Raw genomic sequence first — 14,860 nt, forward strand, 5'->3', positions numbered from 1 at the left:
AAGGATGGCAAATTGCCGGAATGGGAAGTTCCGAATATGCTGGCTAAGTATTATACAACGACTTCTGCTTTGGATATGGCAAAAGCGAAAACGAAATAGATTTAGCTATAATAATAAAAAAATGGAGTTGTTATAAATGTTTGTATGCTTTATAACAATTCCATTTTTTGTTTTTTCGAGAGCCAGGTGATTAAAAATCAAATCTTACACCTTGTTCCCATAGTGGTAGTAGCTTTTGTACAACGTCAGGCTTTTCTTTTGCTATATTTTTTCGTTCAATGCGGTCCTCATCATATTGGTAGAGCTCGGTAATGATTTCTCCTTTCTTGTTATAGCGTGTGAAGCGATATTCCGGAGTTCGGAGTGTAATGCAGTTCCGATAATAGCTATAAGCTGCATCGATCCATTTTTTGTCATTCGGTTTGTTTAGCAAGGTCGCAAAACTAAGCCCGTCCAATCCTGCAGGTAAAGGAATTTTACAAAGTTCCATGAGAGTTGGATAAATGTCGATAGAATTGACGATCCGTTTATTTTTTATCCCTTGCTTGCATCCGGGAGCTTTTATTACGAGTGCACTGCTTAGAGATGTTTCATGTAAGGTATGTTTTCCCCAAACACGAAGATCTCCTAAGTGCCATCCGTGGTCTCCCCATAAAATAATAATCGTGTTATCTATTTTTCCACTGGCTTCGAGAGCATCTAAAACTTTTCCAACTTGGGCATCCATATAACTTACGCAAGCAAAATAGGCATGTCGAAGTTTGCGGGCATAATCATCCGAAACTCTTTTTTCGATGAATGGCATTTCATCTCCTAATTGATAACTTTTGAACTCTGCACTCTCATGCAGACTGATAGGATCACACCCTTCCGGAATATCTGGCATAGGGGAGATGGGGATAGATGATTCCTCATACATATCCCAGTACTTTTTAGGAGATGTAAAAGGCAAATGAGGTTTAAAAAAGCCGACTGCCAGACAGAATGGCTCATTTTTTGTCGTTAATTCCTTTATCTTCTTGACCGCCAAATTAGCAGTTAACCCATCGGGATAACCTTCATCTGCAACATCTGCACACTCATATGGCTTTACTTGTTTTTTATGGCTTTGCCGGTTACTTCCGTCTGCGTATCCAAAGAAGGCATTCCAGCCATTTCCCCATTTCCCTGCATCGAATAACATTTCGTCCCAACTATAGGGAAGCTCCGGCTTATCAGTCTTGGGAGCTTCATAGCCGTATAGACATCCATCTACATAATGACTTATTTTCCCGATACCTACAGTATAATATCCGTTTCTTCGCAGGTGGTGGAACATCGTTTCGGGGATTTCCCCTTCCGGTTTGTCTGACAGTCTTGTTCGACATGCTTCGTTGGAAAGATCCGATTTGTCTTTAGGAAAATGTCCTGTTAGCATGCTGGCTCGTGATGCTCCACTTGTCGGGACTTGTACATAGTGTTGAAAAAACAAACTGCCCTGTGAAGCCAGCCGATCGATATTCGGAGTTTTCACAATAGAACCATAAGCACCCAATTCCCTGCGGAGGTCATCCACGCATATAAAAAGAATATTGGGTTTTGTATTATTTATTTTTTGTTGTGCATGACTTTGTAGAGATAAGGTCAGCAGGCAAGCAGATAATAGAGGATAATTATTTTTCATGATGCATAATTTAGACATGAATAAAAATGTATTGTTAATATAGCCAACCGGTTGCTATGTACCGGTTGGCTGGAAACTTATTGTTGATCGTCTATGACAGTTAGTGGAGGTATATTTTTCTCATATCCGATATACCCTTTATTTTGATTGATAGTTCCTCCCTGATTGCTGTCGATAGCGTTTGCCGGAATGGGCCAAAGAACGTGGTTGAATACATTTGTTCCCCATAATACGTTACCGGCTTTATAAAATTCATTTTTTGCCATTGTACGATCGTACCAGAAATTTTTTTCGGAGAAGTTATCAGAAGAATAACCATTTAATCCTTTATCTGCCATGATAAAAGCAATTCGGGTTAATTCTGTTTTACGGAATTCTTCTGCAAATAGTTCTCTGGCTCTTTCGTCTAAAATGTATCCTATTGAGACTTGGGAAGCTGTAATGGGATCGGCTTTTGCGCGTACTCTTACTGTGTTGATATCTTCTGCGGCTTTATCTGTCTGATTTAACCAGAAATACGCTTCAGCTCTTAAAAGATAAGTTTCTGCTAATCTGAATAGATACCAGTCGGAATGTCCTCCGTAGGGTTGATCGGGTCTTTCTTCGTCTTCTACATATACTTTGTAATAAGGAAAGGGATACCAACAGTGGATTGTATCTTTGGGATTTGTATATTGTATCTGTACGGGTTGCCCAAAGTATTTGGAAGACGGATTGTTGTAAATAAACTTATCAACAGAGAACCAATTCACTTGGTTATCGTGCCGTAAATCTTTGTTACAATTATCCCATATTTCATAGTTATAATAGCTGCACGGACGAACATAGCCGACGCCTCTTCCAACTTTTATCACAAATTCATTCCCTTGAGTATCGATAGTACCTCTTTTCCCGTCAGGATCTTTCATGTAGGAAGCATTCCACCAAGAAGGAACATAACGGCGCATTGCCTGAGTTCCACCTTTAATTTCCGCTTCTGGGAACCCGTAGCGTTCTTGTACAACCAGAATCCCCTCTTTGTTTGAAGATGAACTTTTATTGTCTTTTTGGTGCAAATCCCAAATCGTATTGTATTTCGGATCGGATGCATCCACTCCAAAGCGGTCGGTCATCAGGGAGTGAATACCGTCATTAATAACTAAAGATGAAGATTCGACTGCCTCGGTAAATTTCCCGTTAGCTAAATATATTTTGGTTAATAAATGGTTCCCGGCCGCTCTCGATACGGCTCCCGGTACTGCGGTTTGAGGTAACCATTTTACAGCCCAGATCAAATCTTCCTCTATTTTTGCCAAAATCGTTTTTCTTGAATGAGTGTAGAAGTCTATTTTGGGGGCAGTGTGCTCGATATTCAAGAAAGGAACGTCTCCATATAGATGTACCAACCTGTAGTACCAGTAAGCCCTGTGGAAATAAGCTTCGGCAATAATTGCATTTTTAATCTCTTCCGTATCAAATTTGCCGTTATCGATACGTGACAGAATCACGTTTGCATTTCGTATCTGGTTATAGCCTCTTGTCCAGATTTCGTGAAAATCGTAGGTTGTGCCGGTTCCGGTCGGCAATACTTGAATATCGAAATTATGAATGGCACTGGCAGCTTTATTGGCACTGATTGCAATATCGGAAGCTATCAGTTCAGATGCTAATCCTCCTCCTTCTCCATAAAAATCGGGACGTAAGTTTTTGCGAAGGTTGACTAATACACCTTCAAATCCGGCTTTATCCGTATATATAGATTCAGGAGTGAAAATAGATAGAGGTTTTATTTCCAGAAAATCATCTCCACAAGAAATAGTTGTAAATAGAGATGCATAAATAATATATTTTATCCAATTCTTCATAATGTGATTATTTATAGTGTTACATCAATTCCGAAAGTGAAGATCCGAGGCATAGGAGTATTTCCTGATTCAGGATCCCATCCGGACCATTTTGTAAATGTTATTAGATTACGTCCACTCAAATATACTTTACAATGTCCTACTTTTAGATTCTTGATAATATTTTCCGGGATATTATAAGCGATGGATAGATCTTGTAGACGAACAAAGCTGCTTTTTTCATAAATACTGTATCCGGGAGTGTTTACTGTATTTAATCTGGTATATTTGTTTGTCGGATTTTCTGGAGTCCAATAGGGGAGTGCGTAATTGTTGCTTCTGTCTTCAACTTCAGACTTGCTGCTTAGCAGATCGTTCTCTCTCCAATGTCCTAAGTCTGCACGAATAAAGCAGGATATCTGGAAGTTTTTGAAAAGGGTAAAGTCATTTCGAAGTCCTAAGCGAAAACGGGGCTTTGTGTAACCCTGGAATACTTTATCTTCCTGTGTGGACACACCGTCTCCATTAGGATCAAATAATTTGACATCACCTGGAGCTTTTCCGAATGACTTGGCTTGTTCTTCTTCTCCAAGTTGATAAATACCTAAAAATTTGTAATTCCATATCCGGTCTATAGACTGTCCGATGAACCATCCGTTGTCGATATCGTCTCCTTCTTTTTGGCCGATTACATTGCCATTTTCATCCAATATGTTAACCATTTCTCCATAAAGATGTTTGATCTTGTTTCTGTTAAAAGAAAAGGTCAATGTTGAATTCCAATTGAAATCTTTATTTTGGATATTATAACTGTTAAGAGTCATTTCAAATCCTTTGTTTTGTAATTCACCCATGTTTGACATGACATTATCATATCCGATAATTGTAGGCAAGCTGCGTTTTAGTAGCAAGTCGTTAGTGATCATGCTGTAATAATCGACTGAACCATTTAAGCGATTGCCTAAAATAGAGAAATCCAAACCAAAATTCAAAGCTTTTGTTTTTTCCCATTTTAGATATTGGTTGGCCAGCGAGCTACTATAAATACCCGAAATTAAAGTATTTTCAGTCAGGTATTTATTCGTTTCGAGTTTTGCCAGGGCATCATAAATCCCGATGTCCCTATTACCGTTTATTCCATATGAAGCTCTGATCTTAAGATTGTCTATCCATTTGACATTAAAGAAAGATTCGTCAGACATATTCCAGGCTAATGCTCCGGATGGGAAAGTCGCGTACGGATTTTCCATTCCAAAAGCCGAATATCCGTCCCTACGTATGGATAGTGTCAGCAAATAGCGATTCATGAGTGTGTAATTCAAGCGTCCCATAATTGCTGTACCGGTCGAGTAGGTATCTTCGTTTTTAATGGTGGGTGATCCTCCGGTTCCTAATTGGTGAAATCCTAAGGCTTCGCTGGGTGTGAAGTTTATGTTCTCGCTGGTATCTTTCCAAGTCTGTTTCTTTTCTGCGTTGTATAAGAATGTTGCATAGAAATCATGAATTCCAAAAGTCTTCTTCCAGGAAATGATATTATCTATTTGCCATTCATAGAGAGAATAGTTGATTCGTTGTCCAAATCCACCTGTTTTGTTTCCGCTTGGGATAGTTGACGGATCATAATAATAGTTTTTTTGCCAATCGTAGCGATTAATAAAAGACACTTTATAACTAAAGCCAAATGGTAGTTTCAAATCTGCATATATGGTAGCAAATAGATTTTGGGTGACATTAAACTTATCTCTCATTTCGTAAAGGAGAAATGGGTTTTGTTCAATTCCGGAATCATCATGAGGATACCATTTTAAATCTCCGTTTTCATCATAAGGTTGTCCTAAGGGACTTTGACGCCTTATATTAGATAATTTGATAGCTTCATAGCTTTCATCTTTATTGCTGAATTGCGCATTGATCCCTACCGTGAGAAATTCAGCGACTTTAGTGTCTGCATTGATACGGGAGCGGATTGTTTTATATTCATCTCCTTTTATATATCCTTGGTTGTCTGTATAGCCTAGTGACCAGTAATATTTAGTTTTTCCGATGCCTCCGGATATATTGACATTGTAATTTTGTCTCAGCCCCGGGCGGGTTGCTTCTCCATACCAGTCATAGGTATTTCCATTCAGATAATTTTGTTGTTCGATATCGCGCAGATTCAAGCGTGTCATCCAAGTCATAAGTGGGTCGGACTGGTATGATGCATCATAATTTTGCCAGGTATTTACGTCGATACCTTCGGGCAATTGATTAGGGTTATTATAATATCCTTCAGGTTTGTCCGGGTTTATTCTACGTTGGAAGTCTTGTCTGCGTTGAAGGAAGCCATCCAGATCATTAGGGCGGATATTCTTAGTGAAATCGGTCAAGCCCAGTTGGGCGGAGAAATTGATACTCATTTTTTCACCTTTTCCTTGTTTGGTATTGATGATTACGACACCTGCAGCAGAACGGGAACCGTAAACTGCAGCAGAACTGGCATCTTTCAGTACATCGACTGTTTCAATATCAGAGGGGTTAATATCGTTTATGGAGCCGTTAAAAATCACACCGTCCAAAACAACCAGAGGTGAGTTGTTTGCAGAAAGGGAAGCCGGGCCTCTAATTTCCATCTCGTTTGCACCCGAAGCAGATGTCCCGATATTAGAATTAAAACCTGCCACTGTTCCATTCAACATATCCAGTACATTTGTATTTTGCTGTGTTGCATATTTATCTGTTTTTACTTGGGCGATAGCTCCGGTGAGGTCTTTTTTCTTTACAGCTCCGTAACCGATTACAACAACCTCTTCCAGTATTTGCTGATCATCCTTTAAAATTATTTTCAGTACAGATTGTTGGTTGACGGTAATTTCTTGTGTGTTATAACCAATATAAGAGACTTGTAAGATGTCTCCTTCAGTAGCTTCCATACTAAATTTGCCATCGACATCAGTGATAGTGCCATTTGTGGTTCCCTTGATTATGACATTGGCTCCGATGACAGGTTCTCCCTGTGAATCGAGAACGGTTCCGGAAACAGCTTTGATTTGGGTCTTGAATAAGGCAATATGTTTATTAGAAATGCGAAAAGAAATGTTTCTTTTGCTTCGGAATAAGTTTCGTAGGATTTCATTTAAATCCAGATTGGTTTCCTGGATAGAGGTCCTTTCATTTCGGTCAATATCAGAAGTTTTATAAACGAATTTATATCCGGTTTTTTCTTCTATTTCATTGAATATCTCTTCGAATGATGCATTTTGCCTGTTCAGGGAGAGTTTTATAGTCTGTGCGTGTACAAATGAAAGATTCATAAGTAGAAGCAATAAAAAAGTTGTAACACAGATTTTATGTTTAAAAACCTTTTTCGATGAGGTATAATATTCCTTCCAGGTAAAATCTTTATGATTTTGCCTGATAAATAAAATTTTATCCATAATTTTGTGGGTATTAATTTTTTATACTTGACAGGGATATCCCTGTCGGTTGACAATAGAATTGGGAAATGGTCGCAACATTCCCAATTCTTTTTTATATCCGGCGGTGCGGATTAATACGTGTTTCTCATGTACTATCCATATTTATTACATTTTGTGGTTTGACATTGTATTTATTTTAAAAAGATTTCTCCTTTTTGCTTTTCTATCTGATAGCGGGCGGATATTTGCATAATAGACAATATTTCATCTAATGTTTCTTTCCCGGTGAAGTCGGCATTGAATGTCTGTTTGCGCAGATTTTCGCTTTCAATATGTATTTTTACGTGGAAAGCCCTTTGAAGTTCCTGCATGATTTCTTCTAAAGAACTGTCTCTGAATATAAATTTGCCGGTAATCCATGAAGTAATACTTTCTGGACGTATGGTTGAAACTATCAGATTATTATTGGACTTGTAAAAGACGGCCCGTTCACCGGGAGATAATATCCGGTCTGCTATTTGTGACAGGTTCTCTTTTCTATATAAACTGACTTTCCCGGTGAGAAGAGTTACTTCTGTCTTATCCGGCTCTGCGTCTACATTAAAAGTCGTACCCAATACCCGGATTCCGATCCTGTCTGTTTGAACGATAAAGGGCTTTTTTTCATCTTTCCGGATTTCAAAGAATGCTTCTCCTTTTATTTCAACCTGGCGGGTATGTTCGCTGAACTCTCTCGGATAACGCAGGCAGGCATTGGCATTTAACCATACGACACTACTGTCCGGTAGTGTTATTTTTGTTTTTGCATCAGGAACGGCCGTTGTTTCATAATAGACAAGTTCGGGTTTGGGGGCCTTGTCAATCAAGAGGATACTTGTAACCAACAGAAAGGCAATGGAAGCTGCTATGGATAAATATTTCCATGCCGGATTCCCTTTTCCGGCATAAGAAATAACGACAGGCCATTTTGCTCTGTCTGTTAAACGATTGAATGCCTGTTTTTCATCAAATGGCAAAGACTTGAAATGTATACGCTTTGCCAGTGATTCGAGTTCATTATTGTTTTGTCTATCTTCCATCTTGTTCTGATACTTTGTATAAATAGAGATGACAAGTGAAGTGAAAAACTCCTATTCGAAGTATAAAAAATAATTGAAGGGTGATTGTATTTATTTATTGATTCACTTTTGGCAAAAAGTGAATCAATAACGGATAAACACCGGTCCTCTATTGCATGTTACGGTTGTATTCTTTTCATGTCACAACTGTCTTCCTTCTATGTTACAGTTGGATTTCTTTTGTTTCACGGCTGTAACATGAATAGCGGGTAGGTATGGAAGGAGCACACATCCTGCATCGTTCATTCTATCTGCCGGGTTATTCATTCCTTTACGGCACTATAACCCCATGAAGTACTGCAATACCATTTTATAGCCGATCTTGCCAAGCCAAGACCTTTCCGCTTGCTTATACAGATACAGTTGTAAGAAAAAGTGAAACATACAACCAGAGCTAAGTGTTAGGGATAGCGTTTATTTTAGTAAGTCCCTTCTTGAGTTTAAAATTTTTACTTACATTTACCACCTTAATATATTATTGAAGAAACTATATCTGAGATGGAGGAGAGTATCATATCCCTTTTTAATAAAGCAATCAGAGGAGATGAAACGGCATTCAGACTATTGTTTGAAACTTATTCCCGGCGTTTGTTTCATCTTGCTTATTATTATCTGCACTCTCGTGAATTGGCAGAAGAGGCCGTCTTGGATGTTTTTACGGTTGTCTGGCAGAAGGGGAAAACGCTATCCTATGTGAAAGAACCGGAACGTTATTTGTATATATCCGTGAAAAATCAGGCTCTGCATTATATAAGAAGAGGATATGTACAAGAAAAAGATTCTTATTCTTTATATGAAATAGAGTTGATACCAGATTCTGATTCTCCGGAAAAAAGTTTGTTGGATGAAGAATATCAGATATTGGTTCAGCAGGCCATTGATTCTTTACCTCCGAAATGCAAAGAAGTATTTCGTCTTGTCTTATCAGATAAATTAAAGAACCGGGAAATTGCGGATGTTTTAAGTATTAGTGAAAAGACTGTTAATATTCATATCGCAAAAGCTTATAAACGTATTGCTGAGTATGTAAACCAGCAATATAAGCAGGTAAAAGGCTTTATGCTCCTTTTACTTTAGTCTTCCGGATATAATCAAAAATCTTTTGTGTCTTTAGCAGATATACGGATAATCGTAACAGTCCTTATACCGGAAAGATTCTCTATTGATCCCTTTTAAATTCATCGACAATCTCCAAGAGCTTTGCGCCATAGTTTTCTACGATCTTTTTCCCGATACCGGGTATGCTGAGCAGGTCGCGGCCACTGACCGGTAAAGTGTTGACCACACCGATCAATGCTTTTTGCTGCAGGATCGTGTAAGGAGGGAGGTCTTTTTCGACGGAAAGTTCATAGCGCCATTGTCTCAGGCGGGCATATAGTTCCGGATATTTGATATCTGTCGATATTTCCTGTTTTTCCTGTTTGGAAGACCTTTCAGAGCGTTTGCGGGCAGGTGCTTTTGCCGGTTGTTCAATGCTTGCTTTTGCTTTGGCCGACAGATAGCCCGAGATCGTGAACTCGTCTTTACATCCTTGCAGTGCCGATAGCTTGATGCGGAGGTCTTCGTTCAGTTTGTTGAATGCGTTGGTGACTGTCTTGCGGACTTCCTTATTATCGATTTCCACATTATCGGATGCTTCTTGCAGGGGCGTACAAAGACGGTCTATCTGTTCCAGGAAGTAAGCGACGCCTTTGCGGACCCGTTCCTGGATTCTCTCGTCATGCAGGTAATTGTCAGGATTCTCTGCGATCATCCGTTTTAATTGCTGGATGAAACGTTCGCCGACATCTGTAATTGTCGAGCGAAACACATCGCGGGTGTTGGAATACTGGACACTTAGTTCCGGATATAGCTTTTGCAGATTTCCATATACAGTGAAGGCGGCATATTGCAGGCGTTGCTGAAGATTATTGAAGTCGAACAACTCGCAGATCAGCTCTGTGAAGTATTGTTGTTGGGCTCTCCGGATCTGGTCCTCGCCCGGCCGGCGGCTGTCGACCGATGAGGTAAACGCCTCTATCCGTCCGTCGCTGATCATGGCGTTGCGGGTGATCTGGCTGCTCAGTACAAGTCCTTCCAGTGTCTTGCAACGGCTCAACGCCACATACACCTGTCCATGCGAAAAGGCGGCCGAAGCGTCGATAATCGCATGCTCGAAAGTCAGCCCCTGGCTTTTGTGAATGGTGATGGCCCAAGCTGTTTTCAGCGGATATTGGCTGAAAGTGCCGGATATTGTTTCTGTAATTTCCTGTGTCTCCGGGTTGATCGTGTATTTTACGTTGTTCCAGGTTTCCTTCTCGACGATGATTTCGTTTCCTTCTTTGTCAACAACTGTTATCTTGCTCGGATTGATAAAGACGACTTTACCGATCTTGCCATTGTAATAACGCTTCTCCGGGGAAGAGTCGTTTTTGACGAACATGACTTGCGCGCCGCATTTCAGTGTTAGCTTGTCGTCCGTCGGATAAGAGTATTCGGGGAAATCGTTGTTGATCTCGGCCGAAAAGGTGTAAGCCTGACCGGACAGTTCCGCTAATTTCCGGTTGTTGATCTGCTGCGCCTGGTAGTTGTGAGTCGTCAGCGTGATGTAGCCGGCGCGTTCGTCCGGCTGAAAGTCGGGAATGTATCGTTGGTTCAGCCGGTATAATGTATCATCGTCGAATTTGTTTTCGCGGATATTATTCAGCAGGTTGATGAATGACGTGTCGCTCTGGCGGTAGACATGCGTCAGTTCGATGCAGAAATAATTGCTTTCCGACAGGGCCTTGCTGTCGAAAAAGAAAGTTGACGGATAGTGCTCTTTCAGCAGGTTCCATTCATCATCTTTGGCGACAGGGGCTAACTGTTGCAAATCGCCGATCAGTAACAGTTGGACACCGCCGAAGGGTTTATTATGGTCTTTATACCGGCGCAGGACGTCGCTGATTGCATCCAGCAGGTCGGCACGTACCATGCTGACCTCGTCGATCACAAGCAGGTCCATACTGCGGATGATATTGATCTTATCTTTGCGGAACTGGTTCTTGAAATCCTGTTTGCCTCCCTGGTATTCAGGAGAAGACGGAATGTAGGGCCCAAACGGTAGCTGGAAGAAAGAATGGATTGTGACTCCTCCTGCATTGATGGCGGCGACTCCGGTAGGGGCGACGACGATCATTCGTTTGGGAGACACCTCTTTTAGTCTTTTTAGAAATGTAGTTTTGCCCGTTCCGGCTTTACCTGTCAGAAAGAGGTTGGTTCCGGTATTCTGCAGTAAGTTGAAGGCGAGGTCAAATTGTTGGTTTGTTTGCATGGTACTTAGAAATTAATGATACATTGCAAATGTATTAAAGTTTATGGCTTTGGGCAAGAAATTACGTGCAATTTTTGTATTTTATTGCTTTGCGAAGTCGAAAAAACGGCAGATTTCTCCAAACATTACATCGGAGAAGCCTGCCGTTTCGCTATTTCTTAAACTACTAATGCGGCGATGAACTGGATGAAAAGGATCAGGAAGACCATTGCGATCGGATAGACAGTCGCATAAGCGATGCTCGGGGCGGAACTGTCGCTCATCGAATCGGCTGCCGCAAGCCCCGGCGTACTGGTCATTCCTCCGGCAATCGTACCGATCAGGTCCAGAATATGGATTTTAAAGACAAAATGTCCGAACACTACGGCTACAATCATTGGTACCATTGTGATCGCCATACCGATGCCGAACAGTGTCCAACCGCTTTCCTGGAATGTCGACACCAAGTTGACACCGGCGGATGTTCCGACTTCGGCAAGGAACAGCAGCAATCCGATCTGGCGCAGCAACTGGTTGGCCGAACCGGACATAGACCAGATGATCGGTCCCGTTTTGCCGATTGCACTCAGTATGAGGGCTACGATCAGGATTCCTCCCGTCAGTCCCGGCGAGAAAGAGAAAGAGTCGGAAAACGATATGTTCAGCTTTCCGAACAAAACGCCGAGTACGATACCGGCCGCAATCGGGAAGAAGTCCGTGTCGGAAAGTCTTTTTTCGTCATTGCCTAAAACCTGTCCCAACTCTTTGAGGTCTTCTTTCTCTCCGGCAACCATCAGTTTGTCACCGAATTTCAGCAGCAGGTCCGGTTCGGGAGGAAGGTCGATCCCGCTTCGGCGTACACGGGTGACGGTACAGCAGAAGGTGCTTTGCAGGTTGAGGTAGCCGAGGCTTTTGTTGATTACGTTTTTGTTGGTCACCAGCATGGATTGCAGTTCCTGGGTGCTGCCGAAGGGCAAGTCGTTGTTCACCCGTTCTCCGATAAGCAGCGATAGTTGTTCCAAAGACTTGTCGTTTCCGACAGCCTTGATCATATCCCCTTCGTGCAGGATGGTGTCTGCCGTGGGAATACTGATTTTATCGTTGTGCTCCACACGGGAAACGACGGCGCCTGTCATTGTTCGGAGCTGTAAATGTGCCAATGATTTCATGAAAACATGTATATTGGAAACGAGGAATGTGGCCGTATGTAGGGGCGGATATTTCCCTCTCCGCTGTGCCTCGAGTGCTTTGGCTTCGGCGATCAGGTCTTTACGCAGGAGCTTCGGCAGCAGTTTGATGAAAAGAATGACTCCGATTACCCCGAACGGATAAGCGATACCGTAGGCAATGGAGGCGGAAGACGAATGCGTGCTGTCTATCGCGACGGCAAGCCCCGGCGTACTGGTCAGTGCACCGGCGATCAGCCCGACCAGGCTCGGCGTGTCGATCCCCATCACATATTTCAATATCAGGCCTGTGAGGCTGGCGGAGCCGACAATCAGCAAGGTGAGTATAATCAGCGTTTTCCCTTTTGATCGGAACGAGTCGAAGAACCCGGGACCTGCCTGTATGCCGATCGTGAAGATGAACAATACCAAACCGAAGTTACCTAACTCTTTCGGAATGACTACTCCGTAGTGCCCGAAAAGAAGGGCGATAAAGATAACAGCCGATACGTCGAGTGAGAGACCTTTGATCTGTATTCTGCCTAACATGAACCCTAAGGCGATAATCAGGAACAAGGCAAAATAAGACGATTGAAGCAATGTTTCAAACATGTCAAATAGTTTTGTTGTGAAGATTTATGTTTGCAAAATTACACTTTTCTCTTTTTATGGGCAATCTCCTGGTGAGATTTCTGTTACCTTTGTATCCGAAATTAAACAGTAGCAGGAAATTCCGACGTGAACAGATACTTTATTTATTTAGGTTATAACGGCAAGAAGTTTTGTGGCTGGCAGGTGCAACCGAATGGTGTGACGGTGCAGCAATGTATAGAGGAGGCGTTGGCAACCATCTTGCGCCAGCCGGTCCCGATAGTGGGAGCCGGACGGACGGATGCCGGTGTGCATGCCCGCCTCATGGTGGCTCATTTCGATTGGGCGGAGCCGATTGCCGACCTGGCTTTTCTTGCGGAAAAGCTGAACCGCCTTCTTCCCAAAGATATTGCGGTCTACCGGATCGTACCGGTGTGTCCGGATGCGCATGCCCGTTTCGATGCCACTTCGCGTACTTACAAATATTATATTACGACACAGAAAGATCCGTTCAACTATGAGCTGGTCTATAAGATGTCCGGCAAACTGGATTTCGAGGCGATGAATCGTGCCTGTCAGGTTTTGTTCGACTATATAGATTTCACCAGTTTCAGCAAACTGCATACGGACGTGAAAACAAATAACTGCCGTATCTATAAAGCCGGATGGGAGAAAGAAGGCGACGTTTGGGTTTTCACCATACAGGCCGACCGTTTCCTGCGTAATATGGTGCGTGCCATTGTCGGTACTCTGCTGGAAGTCGGCCGGGGCAAGCTCTCTATAGAAGGTTTCCGCCAGGTAATCGAAGCCAAAGACCGCGGCCGCGCCGGCACCTCCGCTCCTGGCCATGCCTTGTACTTGGTCGACGTCACCTATCCCGAAACCGTTTTTATATAATTTTCAATTGTCAATTCTCAATTTTCAATTATTATGTGGCTCGCATTAGCCTTCATGTCCGCCTTCCTTTTAGGTTGTTATGAAGTAAATAAAAAGATATCATTGGACGGGAATGCTGTTATTCCGGTCCTGTTCTTCAATACGTTGATAAGCAGTCTTATTTTCGTACCTTTTATTATCCTGTCTTTTTGTACGGATGTGCTCGACGGGACGATGCTCTATGTGCCGCGTGTCCCGTTCGAGACGCATGTGGCTGTGTTCATAAAGGCTGTGATTGTGCTGTCGTCTTGGATATTCGGTTACTTTGCCCTGAAGCATCTGCCTCTGACTATCACCGGACCGATCAAGGCGACACAACCGGTCGTGACATTGGTGGGGGCCATGCTTATCTTCGGCGAGCGGCTGAACCTGTACCAGTGGATCGGGGTGATTCTTTCCATCGCTTCTTTCTACCTCCTTTCTTCGTCGGGGAAAAAAGAGGGAATTCGTTTTACGCATAATAAATGGATATTTTTTACCATATTGTCCATCCTTACCGGGGCGGCAAGCGGTTTGTATGACAAACACCTGATGGGCAGCTTGGATGTGATGACAGTACAGGTCTGGTTTAATGTCTATCAATGCCTGATGATGCTTCCGATCCTGTTGTTTCTTTGGTATCCGCGCCGGAAAAACACGACGCCGTTTGTCTGGCACTGGAACATCATCTTTATTTCTGTCTTTTTGTGTATAGCGGACTGGATTTATTTTTATGCATTGACTTTCCCCGGTTCGATGATCTCGATCGTTTCGATGGTACGCCGCAGCAATGTCCTCGTAACCTTTATAGCCGGTGCTTTATTCTTCCACGAGAAGAACCTCAAAAGCAAAGCGATCGATCTGTTTTTAGTATTATTAGGAATGATATTCCTGTATCTCGGTACGCGCTAAGCT

At 42.4% G+C, this 14,860-nt stretch carries 10 protein-coding genes; 4 read left to right on the forward strand and 6 right to left on the reverse strand.

Translation table 11 applies throughout. The features are described from left to right. On the forward strand, positions 1-99 hold a 99-nt coding region (locus DWW90_RS20855; RefSeq protein ID WP_147382438.1), incomplete at its 5' end, for a putative oxidoreductase C-terminal domain-containing protein. Between the two features lie 91 nt (positions 100-190). Here DWW90_RS20855 and DWW90_RS14195 read toward each other — a convergent pair. The 4 genes from DWW90_RS14195 to DWW90_RS14210 form a co-directional block, all read right to left on the reverse strand. Further along, entirely contained in the window at positions 191-1,663 is a 1,473-nt protein-coding gene (locus tag DWW90_RS14195) for a sulfatase (RefSeq protein ID WP_122345435.1), read from the reverse strand. Positions 1,664-1,740: 77 nt separating this feature from the next. Continuing rightward, entirely contained in the window at positions 1,741-3,507 is a 1,767-nt protein-coding gene (locus tag DWW90_RS14200; RefSeq protein WP_122345436.1) for a RagB/SusD family nutrient uptake outer membrane protein, read from the reverse strand. 11 nt (positions 3,508-3,518) lie between these two features. After that, complete coding sequence (locus DWW90_RS14205; protein WP_122345437.1) at positions 3,519-6,902, reverse strand: TonB-dependent receptor; 3,384 nt, start codon at positions 6,900-6,902, stop codon at positions 3,519-3,521. Positions 6,903-7,075: 173 nt separating this feature from the next. Next, complete coding sequence (locus DWW90_RS14210) at positions 7,076-7,963, reverse strand: FecR family protein (protein WP_115501370.1); 888 nt, start codon at positions 7,961-7,963, stop codon at positions 7,076-7,078. 537 nt (positions 7,964-8,500) lie between these two features. On the opposite strand from DWW90_RS14210, the gene DWW90_RS14215 reads away from it, so the two are divergent. Then, positions 8,501-9,079 carry an RNA polymerase sigma-70 factor gene (locus DWW90_RS14215; RefSeq protein ID WP_122331352.1) on the forward strand — a complete coding sequence of 193 codons (579 nt, stop codon included), beginning with the start codon at positions 8,501-8,503 and terminating at the stop codon, positions 9,077-9,079. A gap of 82 nt (positions 9,080-9,161) precedes the next feature. Here DWW90_RS14215 and DWW90_RS14220 read toward each other — a convergent pair whose 3' ends face one another. Beyond that, on the reverse strand, positions 9,162-11,294 hold the full coding sequence (locus DWW90_RS14220) for an HRDC domain-containing protein (protein WP_122345438.1): 2,133 nt from the start codon (positions 11,292-11,294) through the stop codon (positions 9,162-9,164). A gap of 158 nt (positions 11,295-11,452) precedes the next feature. After that, a complete protein-coding gene (locus DWW90_RS14225) occupies positions 11,453-13,051 on the reverse strand; it encodes an aspartate:alanine exchanger family transporter (RefSeq protein WP_115499909.1) in 1,599 nt (532 codons plus the stop codon). Positions 13,052-13,177: 126 nt separating this feature from the next. Here DWW90_RS14225 and truA point away from each other — a divergent pair, with 126 nt between their 5' ends. Together truA and DWW90_RS14235 are read left to right on the forward strand one after the other, a co-directional pair. After that, on the forward strand, positions 13,178-13,927 hold the full coding sequence (gene truA / locus DWW90_RS14230) for a tRNA pseudouridine(38-40) synthase TruA (RefSeq protein WP_122331349.1): 750 nt from the start codon (positions 13,178-13,180) through the stop codon (positions 13,925-13,927). A 33-nt stretch (positions 13,928-13,960) separates the two neighbouring features. Then, entirely contained in the window at positions 13,961-14,857 is an 897-nt protein-coding gene (locus tag DWW90_RS14235; protein WP_122331348.1) for a DMT family transporter, read from the forward strand. The last annotated feature ends 3 nt before the right edge of the window (positions 14,858-14,860 follow it).

It is taken from the genome of Parabacteroides sp. AF17-28, assembly GCF_003479205.1.
GTDB lineage: Bacteria > Bacteroidota > Bacteroidia > Bacteroidales > Tannerellaceae > Parabacteroides > Parabacteroides acidifaciens.